At 65.0% G+C, this 19,875-nt stretch carries 14 protein-coding genes, 2 tRNA genes and 1 rRNA gene; 6 read left to right on the plus strand and 11 right to left on the minus strand.

Annotated features, from left to right (window positions below; genetic code table 11):
- Positions 1-86: 86 nt before the first annotated feature.
- From ACIGJG_RS20970 to ACIGJG_RS20980, 3 genes are all read right to left on the minus strand, one after another.
- A tRNA-Ala gene (locus tag ACIGJG_RS20970) sits at positions 87-162 on the minus strand.
- 11 nt (positions 163-173) lie between these two features.
- Positions 174-250, minus strand: a tRNA-Ile gene (locus ACIGJG_RS20975).
- A gap of 64 nt (positions 251-314) precedes the next feature.
- A 16S ribosomal RNA gene (locus tag ACIGJG_RS20980) occupies positions 315-1,848 on the minus strand.
- Positions 1,849-2,422: 574 nt separating this feature from the next.
- On the opposite strand from ACIGJG_RS20980, the gene ACIGJG_RS20985 reads away from it, so the two are divergent.
- The 3 genes from ACIGJG_RS20985 to ACIGJG_RS20995 all read left to right on the plus strand — a co-directional run bounded on the left by ACIGJG_RS20985 (position 2,423) and on the right by ACIGJG_RS20995 (position 4,910).
- Complete coding sequence (locus tag ACIGJG_RS20985; protein WP_483673857.1) at positions 2,423-2,815, plus strand: OsmC family protein; 393 nt, start codon at positions 2,423-2,425, stop codon at positions 2,813-2,815.
- A 241-nt stretch (positions 2,816-3,056) separates the two neighbouring features.
- A complete protein-coding gene (locus ACIGJG_RS20990) occupies positions 3,057-3,878 on the plus strand; it encodes a hypothetical protein (RefSeq protein WP_140949465.1) in 822 nt (273 codons plus the stop codon).
- Between the two features lie 261 nt (positions 3,879-4,139).
- Positions 4,140-4,910, plus strand: a complete 771-nt coding sequence (locus ACIGJG_RS20995; protein WP_483673858.1) for a DUF3047 domain-containing protein — start codon at positions 4,140-4,142, stop codon at positions 4,908-4,910.
- 4 nt (positions 4,911-4,914) lie between these two features.
- Here the strand turns inward: ACIGJG_RS20995 and ACIGJG_RS21000 are convergent, their stop codons facing one another.
- From ACIGJG_RS21000 to ACIGJG_RS21025, 6 genes are all read right to left on the minus strand, one after another.
- Positions 4,915-5,661: a lipoyl protein ligase domain-containing protein gene (locus ACIGJG_RS21000; RefSeq protein WP_011301661.1), complete on the minus strand. Its 747-nt coding sequence runs from the start codon at positions 5,659-5,661 to the stop codon at positions 4,915-4,917.
- Positions 5,662-5,738: 77 nt separating this feature from the next.
- Positions 5,739-6,851, minus strand: coding sequence for an acetoin dehydrogenase dihydrolipoyllysine-residue acetyltransferase subunit (locus ACIGJG_RS21005; RefSeq protein WP_483673859.1), 1,113 nt, complete (start codon positions 6,849-6,851; stop codon positions 5,739-5,741).
- Positions 6,851-7,867: an alpha-ketoacid dehydrogenase subunit beta gene (locus tag ACIGJG_RS21010; RefSeq protein ID WP_011301659.1), complete on the minus strand. Its 1,017-nt coding sequence runs from the start codon at positions 7,865-7,867 to the stop codon at positions 6,851-6,853. Before ACIGJG_RS21010 ends, ACIGJG_RS21005 begins: the two co-directional genes overlap by 1 nt.
- Before the next feature lie 43 nt (positions 7,868-7,910).
- Positions 7,911-8,915 (minus strand): thiamine pyrophosphate-dependent dehydrogenase E1 component subunit alpha, encoded by a 1,005-nt coding sequence (locus tag ACIGJG_RS21015; RefSeq protein WP_011301658.1) that lies wholly within the window; start codon positions 8,913-8,915, stop codon positions 7,911-7,913.
- A gap of 33 nt (positions 8,916-8,948) precedes the next feature.
- On the minus strand, positions 8,949-10,022 hold the full coding sequence (locus tag ACIGJG_RS21020; RefSeq protein WP_483673861.1) for an ATP-NAD kinase family protein: 1,074 nt from the start codon (positions 10,020-10,022) through the stop codon (positions 8,949-8,951).
- 216 nt (positions 10,023-10,238) lie between these two features.
- Entirely contained in the window at positions 10,239-12,215 is a 1,977-nt protein-coding gene (locus ACIGJG_RS21025) for a sigma-54-dependent Fis family transcriptional regulator (RefSeq protein ID WP_483673862.1), read from the minus strand.
- 353 nt (positions 12,216-12,568) lie between these two features.
- Here ACIGJG_RS21025 and ACIGJG_RS21030 point away from each other — a divergent pair, with 353 nt between their 5' ends.
- Positions 12,569-14,131 (plus strand): methyl-accepting chemotaxis protein, encoded by a 1,563-nt coding sequence (locus ACIGJG_RS21030; protein WP_483673863.1) that lies wholly within the window; start codon positions 12,569-12,571, stop codon positions 14,129-14,131.
- Positions 14,132-14,138: 7 nt separating this feature from the next.
- Here the strand turns inward: ACIGJG_RS21030 and ACIGJG_RS21035 are convergent, their stop codons facing one another.
- Complete coding sequence (locus tag ACIGJG_RS21035; RefSeq protein ID WP_483673864.1) at positions 14,139-15,152, minus strand: LLM class flavin-dependent oxidoreductase; 1,014 nt, start codon at positions 15,150-15,152, stop codon at positions 14,139-14,141.
- 218 nt (positions 15,153-15,370) lie between these two features.
- Between ACIGJG_RS21035 and ACIGJG_RS21040 the strand changes: the two genes are divergently transcribed.
- Positions 15,371-16,126: an IclR family transcriptional regulator gene (locus tag ACIGJG_RS21040; protein ID WP_011301653.1), complete on the plus strand. Its 756-nt coding sequence runs from the start codon at positions 15,371-15,373 to the stop codon at positions 16,124-16,126.
- A 7-nt stretch (positions 16,127-16,133) separates the two neighbouring features.
- Here ACIGJG_RS21040 and ACIGJG_RS21045 read toward each other — a convergent pair whose 3' ends face one another.
- Complete coding sequence (locus ACIGJG_RS21045) at positions 16,134-18,884, minus strand: patatin-like phospholipase domain-containing protein (protein WP_011301652.1); 2,751 nt, start codon at positions 18,882-18,884, stop codon at positions 16,134-16,136.
- A gap of 199 nt (positions 18,885-19,083) precedes the next feature.
- On the opposite strand from ACIGJG_RS21045, the gene ACIGJG_RS21050 reads away from it, so the two are divergent.
- Positions 19,084-19,809: an IclR family transcriptional regulator gene (locus ACIGJG_RS21050; protein WP_011301651.1), complete on the plus strand. Its 726-nt coding sequence runs from the start codon at positions 19,084-19,086 to the stop codon at positions 19,807-19,809.
- Positions 19,810-19,875: the final 66 nt, after the last annotated feature.

Here is a 19,875-nt window from a genome sequence, read left to right on the forward strand (position 1 = left end):
TGGCAATGCCAAATGCAAACACTCTTGCGCAGAGCGCTTGCATTTGGCCAACCAAACCAAGGTACTTCCGTCCCGCTCGTAAGCGGTGGTGGAGGATGACGGGATCGAACCGACGACCCCCTGCTTGCAAAGCAGGTGCTCTCCCAGCTGAGCTAATCCCCCCTCGGATAACTTGGTGGGTCTGGTAGGACTTGAACCTACGACCCCCGCCTTATCAAGACGGTGCTCTAACCACCTGAGCTACAGACCCTTGGCTGTAACAGCAAACAAACCGATAAGTGTGGACACTGAGCACGCAGAACGCGCGCCTCTGGAAAGGAGGTGATCCAGCCGCACCTTCCGATACGGCTACCTTGTTACGACTTCACCCCAGTCATGAACCCTGCCGTGGTAATCGCCCTCCTTGCGGTTAGGCTAACTACTTCTGGCAAAACCCACTCCCATGGTGTGACGGGCGGTGTGTACAAGACCCGGGAACGTATTCACCGCGGCATGCTGATCCGCGATTACTAGCGATTCCAGCTTCACGTAGTCGAGTTGCAGACTACGATCCGGACTACGATGCGTTTTCTGGGATTGGCTCCCCCTCGCGGGTTGGCAACCCTCTGTACGCACCATTGTATGACGTGTGAAGCCCTACCCATAAGGGCCATGAGGACTTGACGTCATCCCCACCTTCCTCCGGTTTGTCACCGGCAGTCTCTCTAGAGTGCCCTTTCGTAGCAACTAGAGACAAGGGTTGCGCTCGTTGCGGGACTTAACCCAACATCTCACGACACGAGCTGACGACAGCCATGCAGCACCTGTGTCCACTTTCCCTTTCGGGCACCTAATGCATCTCTGCTTCGTTAGTGGCATGTCAAGGGTAGGTAAGGTTTTTCGCGTTGCATCGAATTAATCCACATCATCCACCGCTTGTGCGGGTCCCCGTCAATTCCTTTGAGTTTTAATCTTGCGACCGTACTCCCCAGGCGGTCAACTTCACGCGTTAGCTACGTTACTGAAGAAATGAATCCCCAACAACTAGTTGACATCGTTTAGGGCGTGGACTACCAGGGTATCTAATCCTGTTTGCTCCCCACGCTTTCGTGCATGAGCGTCAGTCATGTCCCAGGGGGCTGCCTTCGCCATCGGTATTCCTCCACATCTCTACGCATTTCACTGCTACACGTGGAATTCTACCCCCCTCTGACACACTCTAGCCTTGCAGTCACAAGCGCCATTCCCAGGTTAAGCCCGGGGATTTCACGCCTGTCTTACAAAACCGCCTGCGCACGCTTTACGCCCAGTAATTCCGATTAACGCTCGCACCCTACGTATTACCGCGGCTGCTGGCACGTAGTTAGCCGGTGCTTATTCTTCCGGTACCGTCATCCCCCCACCGTATTAGGGCAAGGGTTTTCTTTCCGGACAAAAGTGCTTTACAACCCGAAGGCCTTCTTCACACACGCGGCATTGCTGGATCAGGGTTGCCCCCATTGTCCAAAATTCCCCACTGCTGCCTCCCGTAGGAGTCTGGGCCGTGTCTCAGTCCCAGTGTGGCTGATCGTCCTCTCAGACCAGCTACTGATCGTCGCCTTGGTGGGCTCTTACCCCACCAACTAGCTAATCAGACATCGGCCGCTCCTATCGCGCGAGGCCGTTACCGGTCCCCCGCTTTCACCCTCAGGTCGTATGCGGTATTAGCTAATCTTTCGACTAGTTATCCCCCACGACAGGGCACGTTCCGATGTATTACTCACCCGTTCGCCACTCGCCACCAGGGTTGCCCCCGTGCTGCCGTTCGACTTGCATGTGTAAGGCATGCCGCCAGCGTTCAATCTGAGCCAGGATCAAACTCTTCAGTTCAATCTCTGTGTGGTGCCGAAGCACCTCGCTCTTTCGAGCGGTCGCTCACTCTCAGAAAACTGACTGACCAGATCCGTAGACCCAGTCACGTTTTGCTGTGCGAGCACTTTGTAACTTTTGAAGCTCCGAAGTCCGAAGACTTCGTGCGTCCGCTACCCAGCGCCCACACTTATCGGTTGTTTGGTTGTTAAAGAACCCGCCCTTTCGGGCCACGCACCGGCTTTGCCGTTTGCGTCGCTGCGTCAGCAGCAGAGAAACGAGATTATGCAGAACTTTCTTCGTTTCGTCAACCGGGTCAGCACTTTTTTTTACTTCGGTTCGTCGCGCTAACTCTCTCGCTCCGAACCACCCAGTTGCCCCGCAGCCCTTGTCAGCCCTGCCTTGCAGCGCCGCGTTGTGTTGCGAGGGGGCGAATAGTACGGCAGCAAATCACCCTTGGCAAGCGGTTTGGTGAAATAAATCGCCAATATCGAAAGGCGCCGCATTAATCACTGAAAATGTCGCAGTTCGTACATCTGTATAGAATCGTTACTCCCGGGCCGCGCTCCGGCCCACTCCCGTACGAGGACGTTCGATGACTATCCAAGCGACATGGCAGCCGAGCCAGGACAATACGCTTTGCAACCTGACCAATGGGCAAGCGCGCTGGCAAGCGGATCTGGATGACACGGCGGGCGGCGACCCGCAGTATCCCAGCCCGCATGACTTGCTCGATTCGGCGCTTGCGGCATGCACGGTGCTCACCCTCCAGCTTTATGCCAAGCGCAAGGGCTACGCCGTGGATGGAATCCATGCTTCCGTCAGCCACGAGGAAACCTCCGGCCACTACGCGATGAAGCGCGAAGTCCGCGTCACTGGCAATCTGGAACCCAAAGTGCTTGAGGATCTGCTGCGCGTGGCGAACAAGTGCCCCGTGCACAAATCGTTGTCGGCCGAGGTTGCTATCGACACCACGATCTCCGGCTGAACCGGCCCGTCATTCTCCTGACCCACACCTTGAGGTACGGTAGCAAAGAGTCAGTCGCCCGGCGCGTGACCATGCCGGCGGCTGACAGCGGGAGGCACCGCATTCGTTCGCTGTCCCACCAAGCTCATGGCATCGAGAGCCTGATACGACACTTTTGATTTTGTCGGTGTCCGGGGCTGCGGCTTACCATGAAGAAAAAAAGAAGCTGGCAGCACCTTTATCGCAGTGGAGCGGGGACACCTTGACGAACTACATCGAAGAATATTGCGCCCAGATCCGGCGCATGGGATCCGCTGGGCTAATCGCCAAGCCGATACTGGTCGATCAGGACGGCACTTACACGATGACGTATGTGCCGCACGAGCACTTCAACCTGGGCGCACGCCTGGTACTAGTCAGCACGACGCCAGGGCATGCTCACGTGCGGCTTGCCGCAGCGGTGACCGAGGAGCTGCTGCAGGCGCGTACGCCGGGCCGCGTGATCCAGCGCGAGAACAAGCGCCGCGTGGAACTTGGCGGGCAGCTGATACGGCCCAATCTGATCCGCATGCTCGATCATTTCCGCGCACCGGAGCTTGTGGGGCTGCCCCACGCGGCGGCGCTATGGAACGAGGGTTTCGAGCAGTTCCAGCCATTGGCCTTGTTACCGTGCGCCACCACGCGCCGCGGCCTTGCTTTCAATGGCACGCTGGAAGACCTGCTTGCGGCGCCGATGCTGCGCGCCGCATTCGAAGCCCACTTTCTCGGCGCGCTTCGCCAGATGCGTCCCGACGCGTTCTACATTGCGCTAGGCCGTACCGCATGGTCCGGACTGCGCCATGCAGCAAGCCGGCGGCTCCTGGCCAAACACCAGCTTCTGGGGATGATGCCGGTTCCGGCACGGGCTGGAAACATGGTGCGCTATTTCCTGCGCGAGATTTCAGCAAACGATCTGTCGCCGAACGATCCGGTCCGGCACCGCGTCGACTGGCTGGACGCAGCACATACCGAACTGATGGCGAACGTGCAGAAAGTGCGCGCTGCCAATATGCCCCCCGAAGGCCCAAACTACCTGATCGCTTAATCGGACGATGCGAGGCAGCCCCTCCCAAAGAGGGGTCTCGATGCGAGACGCTGCGCCGATAACGCCTCTTGAGGAAACTGACCTCCTCGCATTCCCGATTAGCGGCCCCTGTGCGGGCCGCGATTTTTTTGGGGGCGTGTAACACGCGACCCCTTGCGCCCCGAAGCTGCCACTACCTGCTGAAGTATCTCTCGGTGCCAGACGGAAAATGTCCCGCCTCACTACAATGCTCCCATGCCCAGTCACCGGAGCGTTTGCGTCATGCCACCCCTCTCACCCCGGTACGCACACAGGCAGACGCAAGCGCTATGGCGCGGCTTGCTGTGCGCGGCCGTCCTGCTTGCAACCCCGGCGCAGTCCGCGCAGGGCGATCAACCCGGCATCGCATTTTCCGCAATGCGTCCCGGCGCTCAGTTGCCGGACGATTGGAAGAACCTGCCTGTCGTGCATGGTAAGGCGATGACCCGCTATACGCTCGTGGCGGATGGCAACACCACCGTGCTGCAAGCCGATGCGAACAGGTCCGCTTCCGCGCTGATGCACGAGGGCAATATCGACCTGGACCGCACGCCGGTTGTCGCGTGGCGCTGGAAGGCGCAAGCGCCAGTCGAAGGCGCCGACAACAGCGAGGGCGCCAAGGAAGATGCCCCGGCCCGACTGGTGTTCTTCTTTGACGGCGACAAGGACAAGCTGTCGTTTGGCGATCGCGCGGGCATCCAGCTTGCGAGGAAGCTCGGCGGCGAAGACCTGCCCTATGCCACGCTGATGTATATCTGGTCGACGACAGCCGCGCGTGGCAGCGTTATCGCCAACCCGCACACCAACCGCGTGCAGATGATCGTGGTTGCCGGCAAGCCCGGCGATGCGGGCCAGTGGCAGACGCTGCGCCGCAATATTGCCCAGGACTACGAGCAGGCGTTCCACGAACCTCCCGGCAAGATTACGGCCTACGGCCTGCTCACCGATACCGACAACACAGGCGCCACCACGCGCGCGTGGTACGGCGACATGCTGTTCCTGCCCGCGCGATAGCAGACTATGCGCGCGGCGGCACCGAAGCGGCCACGCTTGCCCGCAACGCTTCGAGTACCCGCTGCGCCAATGCTGCCTGATCGTCGTTGGCTGCGTTCATGGCCTGCTGTACGCTGACCACCTTGTCGGCATCGTAGTGCCGGCCCGTATCGGCCTCGGCCTCGAAATCATTGGCGCGCTGCGTGATCGACACCGGATCCGCGCTGACGAGCAGCACCGCATGCGCGAGTACCACATGGCGCTGGCCATCCGGCGCCTGCGCGGCTGCCGGTGCCCGGCGCCAGTACTGGGCCGTGCCAGCAATCTTGCGCGCCTGGCCCGGCGGCCCCCAGGCCAGATTGAATCGCCCGTCGCAGAACGATCCCTCGACGGCCTGCCAGTGACTGTCGACATCAAGGTTGCACAATGCCCCGCCGACGACCTCGCACAGGTGCAGGTACACCGCCTCGCTCAACGCGCCCGGTGGCCCATCCACACGATAGGCGAGACTCAGGTTCATGATGCCGGGCCCCTGCGGCACCAGTCCGCCGCCCGACATGCGCAACCAGACAGGGCAGCCACGCCGGGCAAAGCTGTCACGCGCGGCCTCGAACTTCGGATAGCGCAGGTAGCTGCGGGGCACCACCAGCGACACCGGGGCCTCCCACAACTGGGCGACTTCGCTGCCGTGAGCGGCAGCGTCCAGCAACGCGAGTTCGTCCTGCAGCGGATCTTCGCGCGCAGCGTGGGGTTCGACAAATACGAATGGCATGGAATTCGTCCTGGCGGTGACCTGCCACACGATAGCAGGCCGGCGCGGACGGCGTGGCCGCCGTCCGCGATCCGGCATCAACCGGCCAGGTGTGTGCGCAACAGCGCATTGAAGTCGCCGGCCTTTTCCATCTGGCTCATGTGTCCGGCGTCGTCGAACACCTTCACCGTGGCGCCTGCCGGCGCGTTCTGCGCGTGGGTACTCGGGATGATCTGGTCCTTTGCGCCCCACACCACGAGCGTGCGCTTGCCCGTATCAGCCAGCCGCTGCGCCGGCTGCTCGCGCTGCCTGCCTCGCGCGAACAAGCTGTAGCCGATCGCCGACAATGCTTCCTGCACGCCGTCGAGCCGCTTGTAGCGCAGCAGGTCATCGAGCATCTGCCGGCTGACGAGGTCCGGGTTGGCGAACAGCAGCTCGATCACGGGCTTCAGGTCCCGGCGCGACTGCGCGTTGACGAAGCCTTCGGTATAGCCGCTGTTGATCTCCTCGCCCATGCCGACCGGCGAGACCAGCGCCACCGAGAGCACGCGCTGCGGCGCATCGACGGCAAGCTGCGCGGCAATGCCCCCGCCCATCGAATGCCCGACCACATGCGCCGCGTCGATGCCCGTCACATCCAGGAAGCGTGCTACAAAGCCGGCCATCTCCGCCAGCGTCGTACCCGCGAGCCGCGGCGACGTCTGTCCGTGAGCGGGGAGGTCCAGCGCGACCACCGTGTACGCATCGGCAAGGGCGTCAAGGTTGAACAGCCAGTTATCCAGGTCACCGCCAAATCCGTGGACGAAGAGCACCGCCGGCCCCGCGTCGCCCCTCCGGGCGTAGCGGACGCGGATGCCGTCGACGTCGGCGTATTGGTACGCGGGTTCGGCTTCCTCTTCGTCGCCGTCGTCCGCCGGCGTTTCGTAAGCCGCAATATAGGCATCGATTTCCGCATCGCTCACCTCCGCAGGCGCCAGCACACCGAGCAGGGCCTTGACCGGCAGCACGTCCCCCACGCTGGCTACCTTGCGGCGCAAGGTGCCGGCATCGGGCGCCTCGACGGCGTTGGCGATCTTGTCGGTTTCCACATCAAGGATCGGCATGCCCACCGATATTTGGGCGCCCTCGTCGACGAGCCACTCGTTGATAGTGCCTTCCTTCATCGACAGGCCCCACTTGGGCATCACGATCGGGGTAATTGCTGCGGCCATCAGTGCTTGCCTCCCTTCATGGTCTTGCGCACCGCTTCCACGACGTGCGCGGCGCTGGGGATATACAGGTCTTCGAGCGTCGGCGAGAACGGAACCGGCGTGTGCGGCGGGCACACCATCTCGATACCGGCCTTCAGCGCACCGAATGCCTGCTGCGCAACCTGCGCCGAGATATCAGTCGCGATATTGCAGCGCGGGCTAGCTTCGTCCACGACGACAAGCCGTCCGGTGTTCTCGACCGACTCGAGCACCGTATCCATGTCGAGCGGCGACAGCGTGCGCAGGTCAATCACTTCCGCTTCGATGCCTTCCTTCGCCAGCGTCGCCGCCGCGTCCAGCGCGCGATGCACCATCAGCCCGTAAGCGACGATGGTCACGTCCTTGCCGTCGCGTGCGATATTGGCCTCGCCGAACGGAATCGTGTAAGCGCCCTCCGGCACGTCGCCCTCAAGCCCGTACAGGTTCTTGTGCTCGCAGAAGATCACCGGATCGTTGTCGCGGATGGCCTGGATCAGCAGGCCCTTGGTGTCGTACGGCGTCGAGGGGCACACCACCTTGAGGCCGGGAATGTGCGTGAACAGCGGCGTCAGCATCTGGCTGTGCTGCGCGGCCGCGCGAAAGCCCGCGCCTACCATTGCGCGGATCACCACCGGCGTTTCGGCCTTGCCACCGAACATGTAGCGGAACTTGGCCGCCTGATTGAAGATCTGGTCGAAGCACACGCCCATGAAGTCGATGAACATCAGTTCGGCGATCGGTCGCATGCCGCAGGCCGCGGCGCCGATGGCCGCCCCCACGTAGGCCGACTCCGACAGTGGCGTATCGAGCAAGCGGTCGCCATGCTTGGCGTACAACCCCTTGGTCACGCCAAGCACACCGCCCCATGCGTCCTTTTCACCGTCCGCGCCGGCGCCGCCGACAATGTCTTCCCCCAGCATGATCACGCTGGGATCCCGCGTCATTTCCTGGTCGATCGCCTCGTTGATCGCCAGCTTGATGCTCAGTTTGCGAGCCATGGTCTGTCTCCTGAAATGTGGATAGCAGTGTCGGGTTGGCGATTCAGTAGCTCACGTAGACATCAGTCAGCAGATCCTCCGGACCAGGCAATGGCGCGGCCTTGGCCTCCTGCACGGCGTGCTCGATCAGCGTCGCGACTTCGCGGTCGATCGACTCGAGTTCCTCGCGCGAGACCACGCCCGCTTGCGTCACCGCGCGCGAGAACAGCTTCAGGCAGTCCTTGTTGGCGCGGATGTCGTCGAGTTCGCCCGCGGCGCGATAGGTTTGCGCGTCGCCTTCGAAGTGCCCGTAGAAGCGGACCATCTTGCATTCGAGCAGCGACGGCCCACCGCCTTCACGCGCGCGGCGGATGACTTCGCCGGCTGCCTCATGCACCGCGAAGAAATCGGTACCGTCCACCGTCACGCCGGGAATGCCGAAGCCGGCCGCGCGATCCACGTAGCTGTCCACCGCGGTGCCGTAATCGCGCGAGGTCGATTCCGCATAGCCGTTGTTCTCGATCACGAAGATCACCGGCAGGTTCCACACGGCGGCGAGGTTCAGGCTTTCGAGGAACGTGCCCTGGTTCGATGCGCCGTCGCCGCTGAACGTAATGCCGACCTCGCCCTTGCCGCGGAACTTCGCGGCCAGCGCGGCGCCGCAGATCAGCGGCGCGCCGGCGCCCAGAATGCCGTTTGCGCCCATCATGCCCTTGGACAGGTCGGCGATATGCATCGACCCGCCCTTGCCATTGCAAGAGCCGCCCTTCTTGCCGTAGATCTCCTTCATCATCGCCACCGGGTCGACGCCCTTGGCAATGCAGTGGCCGTGACCGCGGTGCGTACTGGCGATGCGGTCGCCATCGTGCAGGTGGTGCAGGATGCCCACGCCCGCGGCCTCCTCGCCCGCGTACAGATGCACGAAACCGGGAATGTCGCCGCGGCCGAAGTCCACGTGCAGGCGTTCTTCGAACTCGCGGATGGTGCGCATCTTCCGATACACCGTCAGCAGGGTCTCCTTGTCGAGTGGCAGCCCGCTTGGGCCGGCTTGCATGGCACTGGCGCTCATGGTTGTCTCCTTGGTTGGGGTGGTACGGCTTGCTCAGTGATTAGCGAGAATGGCGGCTGGACTGCTGCGCATCAGCCGCTCGCGCGCGGCATAGCGCATGCACGCCGCCACGTCGATGCTGCGGAAAGCGTGTTCGTGCAGGGTGACGGTGACTTCGTCATGCGGCCCGAAGGCCAGTTCGCGCTCGCCATCGAGCGCGACGATGCCTGCACGCTGTCGCACGCGGTGCGGCCGGGCATGCTCCAGGCGCTGCCAGCCAGCGATGGAGACCTGGCTCAGCAGGCCGGGCGCGATGGGCGCGCGCAGCTCGAACTCGCCCTGTCCCGGGGCGGCCAGTTCGATCGCAAGGCCGCCCGCTTCGCGCCGTCCGAGTGGTTCCAGCAGCCCGGCGATGGCGGACAGCCCGATCGCCTGCGGATCGGCGAATGCCACGTACACGGCAGCGAGCGTGTCGGACTTCCACAGCGCGCGCGCGCCGATGAAATGCTCATGCGCGATCACTGCGTCGACAAGCGCGATGTCGCGCCGGAAACCGCCGTCAGCATCGCGAATGACGATATCGAGTCGCTTGTTCGATGCGAGCGCGTGCGATGCCGGCACCTTGCCCGTCGCATACAGTCCCGACGCGAGCCCGGTAATGGTGGCCTCGCGCATTTCCGGGAACGCATTGTTGGTGCCGGTGGACAGCCCGGCGATCGGCACGCCGCCGCATTCGCGCACCACGGCGCGATGCGTGCCATCGCCGCCGAGCACGATGATCACTTCCACGCCGGCGTCGGCCATATGGCGCGCCGCGTTCAGCGTGTCATCGACGCGCGCGGTGACCGGCATGTCGATGTACTCCACTGCAGGCAGTCCCGCGTCCGGACCCTGGTGCCGGCTCAGGTGCCGAGCGAGCATGACGCGCAGCCCTTCGCGGTCCGGCATCATCATCACACGGTCGATGCCGCAGGCCGACAGCGCGGCCAGCAGGCGCAGCACGATATTGACGCGGTCGGCCAGTTGCAGGCTGTTGGCGTTCGCAATCACGCGGCGGATGTCGCGCGCTGATACCGGGTTGGCGATGATGCCGACCAGCGGCGCGCCGGCGAACCGTGCCTGCCCCATGGCCTGTCTCCTTTGTCTTTGTGGTGACAGGCTCATTGCAATGGCTGTGCCAATGCGCGCGACATGCGGAAAGACCGCCGGGAACGCGGAAAATTGCGGGATTACCCGCAGGAAGCGCGGGTCAGAGGGCCACCAAAAGGGGCCTGGCGGTGCTCACGGTGTGACAGGTGTCACAGCGCAGGTGTACAGCACTGGACAACCGTATCGGGGCGAGCGCTACTGCAGCGGCCCTTCGCCATCGCGGCGGTTCGGAGACTGGATGCCGTAGCGCTCCATGCGGCGGTACAGCGTCATGCGGCTGATGCCGATCTGGCGCGCTACCGCGCTCAGGTTCCAGCCCGACGCGCGCAGGTACTGCATCAGCAGCATGGCTTCCGGCGGCATCGCCTTAGTGTCGCCCTCTTGCTCTTGCGCGGGTAGCGCCTGCACGGCTGTCATTGCCGCCGGAGCGCCAAGGGCATCGGGAAGGTCGTGCAGATCGATGTAGCCGTCCGAGCAGACCGCACGCGCGTACTCGAGCACGTTACGCAATTCACGCAAGTTGCCGGGCCAGCGATGGCGGCAAAGCTGTTCGCGCGCCTGCGGCGACAGCGCGATGCCGCGCTGGCCGCCAGCGTCGAGCATCTTCTGCACTAGCCAGTCAAGGTCCGTGCGCTCGCGCAGCGGTGGCAGCGCGAAGCGCGCGCCGTTGAGCCGGTAGAACAGGTCTTCGCGGAAGCGTCCTTGCGCGACCAGATCCTCCAGCCGATGATGCGTGGCGGAAATCACGCGCAGCCTGACCGGTATCGGGCGTGCCGCACCGATCGGCAAGACCTCGCCCTCGGCCAGCACGCGCAGCAGACGCGACTGCAGCTCGCGCGGCATGTCGCCGATCTCGTCGAGGAACAGCGTGCCGCCGTCGGCTTCCTGGATTAACCCGCGCTTGCCGCGCGGACCGGCCCCCGAGAAGCTGTTGGGCAGGTGGCCGAACAGCTCGCTTTCGATCAGCGTTTCAGGAATCGCAGCGCAGTTCACTGCAACGAACGGCTGGCCGCGCCGGGCGCTCGCCTGATGCAGCGCCTTGGCGAAGTACTCCTTGCCGCTGCCGGTCTCGCCATTGATCAGCAGGTTGATCGGCGAATCGACCAGGCGCGCCGCGCGCTGCAATTGCTGCTGCAGCGCGGCATCGCCGCCACTCAATGCCGCGAGCGGCTCTGGAAACGGCGCGAGGCGTTCTTCGCGGGCGCCGGCCTGCCAGCGCAGCGCGGGCGGCATCACGCTCAGATAGAGTAGCCCCCCACTGCGGTTCAGCGCGACGAGCCGCTGCTCGCTCGGGCGCGAGTAGACATAGCGGCTCAGGTCTTCCAGCCGCGCGTTGAACAGCGTCTCGAACGACTGGCCGAGCACCGTGCCAGTGGATAGCTCCCCTTCCAGCATGCGCCGCGCGCGGTGGTTGTGCCCGACGATGCGGCCGCAGTCGTCGAGCGCGAGCAGGTATTCCGGATTCACGTCGACAAACTCAGGCGCCACGTTGAGCTTGAGGATCCAGTCGCGATGATGCACGCGCAGGAAGTTCGCATTCTCGATATGCGCCGCATAGATGCGCACCATCTGCAGCGCCAGGCCCTGGCTCTCCTTGGCATGCGGCGAAGTCAGCGCGGAAATGTCGAGGATCGCACTGAGATTTCCGCGCGAGTCGAACAGCGGCGCCGCCGTGCAAGTGAGCGGAATATGCGTGGCGTCGAAATGGTCGGCCTGATGCACGGTCAGTGCTTCGCCAGTGACCAGCGCCGTGCCGACCGCGCAGGTGCCGGCTCCGCTCTCGCTCCATTCCGCGCCCAGGTACAGGCCGGCGTGGCGCAGATCGGTATCGGTACGCGCGTCGCCGATGTAGTCAACGGTCACGCCCTGCGCGTCGGTCAGCAGCACCACGTAGCCCAGCCCTGCCACCTGCGCATACAGGCTTTCCAGCCCATGACGCGCAATGCGCGCGAAATCGTCGATGCGTTGCTGGTGCTCGCGCAGGCGTGTCTGCGGCAGGATGCGCGCTTCCTGCATGCGCGAAGGATCCAGTCCGTACTGGTGCACGCAGCGCCGCCATGAATTCTGGATCACGGCGTCGTGCGTGGGCCGGTCCGCGGGCAAGGCAGGCGGGGGCAGGTAGCTGGTGGCCTGGACTACCGTCTCGATGTGATCGCGTTGCCGCAGGTCCATCGCTGTCTCCTGGTTGTCTTCGCTGCGGTCTGCGCCATGCGCCGCGGGCGGCACTTTGGCGAACTGGCGAACCGGACACGTCGTCGCGCGCCTCTGTGCTGGCTACTGTATCCGACACGGTCGGAGCGGTGCAATCCGGCGTCATCGTTGCGGCAAATTTGTGCATTGAACGGCATTTCGCAACCGGACAATAGGACATTCTCAAGACAGCGCGGAGCCCGCCGTTAGGGGTGCCAGTGTCACGCCGGCGGCCATGGCACCCGTCGCCTTGCCGGCTCTACCTCGTGAATCGGCGTGACCGGCCGAATTCAGACGGCGTGTGCACCACTCCCTTTTTCCTACCGCCGAAGACGATGAATCGCATTACGCTCAACACCAAACTCTGGGCGGCACTGGCCGTGATCTGGCTGGCGCTGCTCGGGCTCGGAACCTGGAACGCGTTCCATACCCGCAGCGTCATGATGGACGAGCGCCGCGACAGCGTGAAAGCGCTCGTGCAGGCGACCGAGGCCATCGTCTCTGCTTACGCGGAACGTGCCGCCAAGGGCAGCATGACGACCGAAGCCGCGCAGCAGGCGGCCAAGGACGCCGTACAGGCCATCCGCTTTGGCTCCAGTGGCTACCTGCTGCTGGTCAACTCGAAGCCGCAGATCGTGCTCAATCCCGGCCGCCCGGAAATGAACGGCAAGGACGTCGGCGACTTCAAGGACCCGGACGGCGCGCCGATCTACCAGCGCATCGTGCAGGCGGGCAAGTCCGGCGCCAGCGGCGGCGATGGCTTCACGACCTATCGAGGCCGCCTGCCCGGCACCGAGACGGCCGAACTCAAGCTGACCTACGTGCGCTACGTGCCCGCGTGGGACTGGCACGTAGCCACCGGCGTCTACATCAAGGATGTCAATGACCCGTTCCGCGACAGTCTGATCCAGGCCGTCCTCGGCACGCTGCTGATCGGCGCCATCGTATCGGCCGTGATGCTCGCGATCATGCGCGTGGTGAACCGCAGCCTCGGCGGTGAACCCGCGTACGCCGTCGAAGCGGTAGCGCGCATTGCGTCCGGCGACTTCACCCTGCCCGTGCGCGCGCGCGACGGTGATGAAACCAGCGTGCTGGCCGCCATGCGCCAGATGCAAGAGCGTCTTTCCGCCACATTGCACGGCATCCGCGATGCAGCGGATTCGATCGGCTCGGCGACGAGCCAGATCTCGGCGGGCAACGCGGACCTGTCTCAGCGCACCGAAGAACAGGCTTCCGCACTTGAGCAGACCGCCGCGAGCATGGAAGAGCTGACTGGCATCGTGCGCCAGAACGCGGACAATGCGCGTCAGGCGAGCATGCTGGCGGTCAATGCCTCCGAAACCGCGAATCGCGGCGGAGAAGTCGTCGGCCAGGTGGTGTCGACCATGGGCGCCATCAGCAAAGCTTCACGCCAGATTGTCGACATCATCGGCGTGATCGAAGGCATTGCGTTCCAGACGAATATCCTCGCGCTGAACGCCGCGGTGGAAGCGGCGCGTGCGGGCGAACAGGGCCGCGGCTTCGCCGTCGTCGCCGGCGAGGTGCGCACGCTGGCCCAACGCTCGGCCACGGCCGCCAGGGAGATCAAGTCGCTGATCGACAACTCCGCGGCACAGGTCGAAGCCGGCACCGCGCTGGTTTCCCGCGCGGGCCGGACCATGGGTGAAGTCGTCGACGCGGTGCGCCGCGTGACGGACATCATGGGCGAGATCAGCGCCGCGTCCGCCGAGCAGAGCACGGGCATCGAGCAGGTCAGCCATGCCGTGACGCAGATGGATTCGGTCACGCAGCAGAACGCCGCGCTTGTGGAAGAATCGGCCGCCGCCGCGCATGCGCTGGCTGAACAGGGCCAGCGCATGATGCAGGCAGTCGCGGCGTTCCGGCTCGCGGGCGCCTGATACTCAGTCAGACTGCCGGCGCGAGCGTGCGCGCCGCGTCGGCGGCGATTTCAAACGAGCGCAGGCGCGCCGCGTGGTCGTAGATCTGGCCCGTCAGCATCAGTTCGTCCGGATGCAAGTCATCGACGAAGCGCTGCATGCCGGCGCGCACGGCTTCCGGATCGCCCACCACCGAGCAGGCCAGCGAACGGCGGATATGGTCCGCCTCGCTCTCGTTCCACAGCGACTCGATATCGTCCACGGGCGGACGCAGCTGGCCCGGCGTGCCGCGCACCAGACCCAGGAACTGCTGCTGCAACGAGCTGAACAGGCGCCGCGCTTCGTCACTGGTCTCTGCCGCGAACACATTGAGGCCGAGCATCACATAGGGCCTGTCGAGCTGCGCGGAAGGCCGGAACGTGCGCCGGTACAGGTCCACCGCCTGCCGCATGAAGCCCGGTGCGAAATGCGAGGCGAACGCAAACGGCAAACCCATTGCCGCCGAAAGCTGCGCACTGAACAGGCTCGAGCCGAGCAGCCACAGCGGCACCTTCAGGCCCGCACCGGGCACGGCGCGCAGGCGCTGGCCGGGACGCACGTCATCGAAATAGGCCTGCAGCTCCTCGACATCCTGCGGGAACGTGTCGGCCGTGTCGTGCGACAGTTGACGGCGCAGAGCACGTGCCGTTGTCTGGTCCGTTCCGGGTGCGCGGCCCAGGCCCAGGTCGATGCGGCCCGGATACAGCGAAGCCAGCGTCCCGAACTGCTCGGCCACGACAAGCGGCGAATGGTTGGGAAGCATCACGCCGCCGGAGCCCACGCGAATCGTGCTGGTGCCATTGGCCACATAGCCGATCAACACCGCAGTCGCGGCGCTGGCAATGCCGGGCATATTGTGGTGCTCGGCCAGCCAGAAGCGGCGGTAGCCAAGACGCTCGGCGTGCTGCGCAAGGTCCAGCGAGTTGCGCATGGCCTGGCCGGCATCGCTGCCTTGCGCGATGGGCGCGAGATCGAGAACGGAATACGGGATCGGGGTCGTCATGTAAGCTGCCTTGGCGCGGCTGGGCAGGCGTTTGCCAGCCGCCGCGCGGGAAAATCGAAACGTCCGCTATCTTAGTGAGACCCCGGCAATCGTGCTGGCGACCGCCACGCGGCCATGCCGTCGGCGTGGTTATCGCCGTGACGCCGGATCCACCGAAGGATTGAGCACAGCGCCGCTTGTCCCGTACCATGCTGCCCCATGCGAAGCAGGAAATCGGTATGACACTCAAGACACTGGACGGCGCGCTGGCCTTGCTGACCCACTTCACCGTGCGGCAGCCGACCTGGGGCGTGCGCGAACTCGCCAAGCACAGCGGCGTGCACTATGCCGTGGTGCACCGCGTGCTGGCGACCTTTGCCGCCAACGGCTTCCTCGTGCAGGACGCGGCCACCGGCAAATACTCGCTGGGCTTGCGCCTGTTCGAGCTGGGCCAGGTCGTGCGCAAGAGCTTCTCGCCCGACGAGATCGTGCGGCCCGTGCTGGAAAAGCTGGCGGCGCAAAGCGGTGAGACGGTCTTCCTGTCATGGCTCGATGGCCATGAGGGGCTATGCGTTGGCCTGGTGCAAAGCCAGCACCAGTTGCGCTTTTCGATCGAACTCGGCGAGCGCTTTCCGCTGTATGCGGGCGCGCATGCCAAGGCCATGCTCGCCTTCCAGGACGACGCGTTCCGCGACGAGGTCTATCGACAGGGCATGGAAAAGATGGGACCGCACACCACGCTCGACCGCGATACGATCGAAGCGCAGCTCGCCGAGGTACGCGAGCAGGGCTGGGCCCACACGCGCGAGGAAGCCGCCGCGACCGTGGCCGGGCTGGCGCTGCCGCTGCGGTCGCGCGACCACAGCACGGTGATTGGCTCTGTGGCCATTGCCGGCCCGCAGCAGCGGCTTGGCGAAGACGCGGTGCCGCGCCTGCTCGAAGCCCTGCGCGATGCGAGCGGCCGGCTCGAGGATGTGATCGGGTTCGTGCGCTGATACCGTATCAACCGGCCAGCAACGCCTGCCCCACAGCACCGCTGAACACGCGCTGGCCGATGACGTGGCCCAGCGCGCGGTAGCTTTCCCACTGCGCCTCATCGAAGAACTGGTCCGACGTCGCTTCCTGCGGAAAGGCCGGATGGCCGGCGCCGTACTGTCGCACGTCGGCCGGCGCCCATGCCGCCAGGCACGGCTTGAGCAGCACGATGCGGCAGACCGGTTCGCGTTGGTCCGCACCTGGTCCCGCGCGGTACACGTTGAGCAGCACCGCGCATTTGCCCGATGCCGCGCCAGTGGCGCCCGTACCAAAATCTTCCGGCGTACCAAACACCTGGCTCAGCACCGGATGCGTGGTCGCGGCGTCAGTATCGACCTCGATCTCGAGCGCGTGGTCGATCCGTGCGAGCCGGATCAGGTTGGCGAGGTCGCCGAAGCGGTAGTCGATGTCTGCACCGGCATCGCACAGCACGATCAGCGATACGTCGCGGCCCGGGCGCAGCAGTTCGTACACGCCGGTGTTGTCGAAATGCCCGCCGTCCGACAGGTATTGCCAGCCGCGCCGCATGCCGTGAAAGCGCGCGGCCAGTTCGCAGCCGAGGCAATACTGCGTGCGGAACAGCGCGCTGAAGCGCGCCAGCAGCGGGTGCGTGGCGCGTTCGGGCTGGCGCTTCGTAGCGGGCACGGCGCCCGCGTGGCGCGGGCCGTCGTGCAGGTAGGACGGCCACCATGTGCCAAGCCGAAGATTGGCCAATCCCATCAGCAGCGAAGTCCCCAGCGTCGTTGCGCGCCCCAGCCCGGTCGACAGCGTCGCGCCGGAGATCGCGATCCAGTCGCCCACCGTGCGCGATTCCGCGACGCGCGCGGTTCCCGGACGCGACAGGTCTGGGCAGCACGGCCGCCCGTCGACCAGAAAGCGTGCATAGGCGTCAGCGGGCAGCGTCTGCGTCGAGCCGGGCTGCACCACGCTAGGCCCTGGGCCGAGGCACAGCGGCTTGCCCTTGCGGTCCCGCTGCACGAGTTGTTCGGCCGGATCGACGGTCTGATTCAGCGTGATGTTGATCAGGTGCAGCGGTGCCAGCACGCGCGGATCATAGTAGGTGTTCAGGCTGAGCTGGTCCCCAGGCACGGGTTCGGCCACGCTGAAGCGATCGCGCGCATGGCGGCCCGGTGCAGGCGTGGCGAAGCGCTCGCCGTTGGATGCGCCGAGGTACGCGCGCGTGAGCCGCGCGGCATAGAACGGCTGCAGCGTCGACAGGTTCAGAAAGCCCGTGAAGCGCCCTGCCACGACCGCCAGCGCCAGCGACACCAGCACCAGCACGGCGAGCACCGGTCCGGTATAGGCATTGCCGTACACGAGCCAGTCGACCGGCTCGCGGCCGTTCCAGCGCACGTAGAGGACTAGCCACGACCACAGCACGTACACGAGCAGCGCCAGCAGCGCGGCCAATGCGCCCGCCAGCAGTGACACCGGCAGGTGCGCGAGCAGCGCGCGCCATGGCGTATCGGCGCTGTCGTGCCTGCCTTCGTCGCGCAGGCCGGCAACGTAGCGCACCATCCAGACCAGCGCGGCCAGTGTGCCGATGGGTGCGCCGGTGCTCCAGAGCGAAGCCATCATGAACGCGTAGAGGAATGTGGTGCGCGCCACGGTATCGGCAAGGCCGAGCGCCAGCAGCCACAGCGTCAGCGTCATCGCGCTGCGCAGCGCGCGCGTTGCGCGCACGCGGTAGTCCGACACCGTACGCGGCGCAGATGCCAGCATGAGCAGGCAGCACAGCACGGCCAGCAGCATGAGTCCCCCAACCGAGGCAAGCAGACAGGCCAGTACCAGTCCTGGGCCCAGCCACACGACCCACCGTGCCGCCAGCAGCAGCAATACGGCGATCAGTGTGGCGACGATCGGCCCCGGGCTGAAAAAGCGGGCCGCTGCCTGCGGGTCGCTGGCGCGCGGGTAGACCAGCCAGTAGGCCAGTCCTGGCGGTGCGGCCAGCAGCAGCAACGAGCCCAATGGCAACCACAGCAGCGCGCTCCACCAGATCGCCCACTGTTCCTGATTGAATGCCTGGCGTGCGTCGTGCAGCAAATCCATCTCGTATCGGCCAAGGCCGTACGACATACCCACGGCCACATACTGGCCCAGCGCCAGCACAGCCAGCAGCACGAGCAGAGCGCTGCCGATCACGTAATGCATGGCCACCCAGTTGCGCAGGACCATCACGGCCGCATAGAGGTTGTCGCCTGCGCCGGTCGGCGACAGATAGCGACCGTTCTCGCGCAGCCATGCCACGGCGCCGCGTCCCGGGTCGGCGGCATAGGACACCGAGGTCCGGATGCGCCCGGGTGGTTCGCATTGCAGTGTGTGGTACGCGTCGGCCGCGGCCTGCACAGCGTTCGAGCCGCGCCGCAGCCGGCCTGGTACGAAGAGGCTGGTGAAGAAGGCGCCGAGGTAGCCGCCGCCGCTGACCGTGGAAAGGTAGTCGAACTGCGCCAGCAGCGACGACATCGGCGCCGGTGCATCGGGCGGCTCGCGCTCCGGTTCGGGTTTCGGTCCCGGTGCAGCGTCGGACTTCGGCCGAGGCGTGCGGGCCAGCGCCTGAAGCACCCCAAGGCAAAACGTAGCGCTGCGGATACCGCCGCCGGACAGCGCCAGGGCCCAGTTCCGCGCATCGCCACCGGGCCGCGCCGGGATGCTGAGTTGGCGCCGCCTTTGTGCGATACGAGCCGCTTCATCGCCGAATCCGTGGTCATCTGCCGGCATGCACGCCTCCGTTGCGGATGGTCAGTGCCAAGTATAGGTCGCTCGCCAACCTGTGCCGGATCCGCCGCCCAACGTCGCCTACGCGCCGGCACTCCCACCTTATCCGCGTTAACCCTGATTGTTCGGTAGGCCTACCGACGCCTAGCATTTCTCTCTATCAGAGACGTTGTCTCTATATAAGAGACACAAGGCAGTCGAAATGCTCAAGACCCTCGATGGCGCACTGGCGCTGTTGACCCATTTCAATGCGCGCCAGCCAAGCTGGGGCGTGCGCGAACTCGCCCGTGAAAGCGGCGTGCACCACGCGGTGGTCCACCGCGTGCTGGCGACGTTCGCCGCCAACGGCTTCCTGGTGCAGGACGCCGCCGGCCGCTATGGCCTTGGGCTGCGCTGGTTCGAACTCGGTCAGGTCATGCGCAAGACCTTCACGCCGGCCGAAGTCGTGCAGCCCGCGCTGGAAGCGCTGGCGAGGCAGAGCGGGGAAACCGTGTTCCTGTCGTGGCTCGATGGCGAGGAGGGCCTGTGCACGGACATCGCCCATAGCCAGCATCAGTTGCGCTTTTCGATTGAGGTCGGCCAGCGCTTCGCGCTGGATGCCGGCGCGCATGCCAAGGCGATCCTGGCGTTCCAGCCGGAATCCCTGCGCGAGCGCGTGGCGCACCGCGCGGGCCTGTCCGTGCAGGAGCTGGAAGCACGCCTCGCGCGGGTCCGCAGCGATGGCTGGTCCTATACCTGCGAGGAATCCACGGCCACCGTGGCGGGCCTGGCAGTACCGCTGTACAGCCGAGATACGCGAACCGTAATCGGTTCGCTGGCGATTGCAGGTCCGCTGCAGCGCCTGGACGAACAAGCCCTGCCGCGCCTGCTCGATGCGCTGCGGGCCGCACGCGACACCATCGGGCCGGTGACGGGATTCCTGCGCTGACAACACACGGCGCGCCACCGGCCGGGCTGGCAGGGCGCGCGAAACGAGACAACACTAGGGAGGAAA

Source organism: Cupriavidus sp. C1SS-2L (assembly GCF_057073735.1).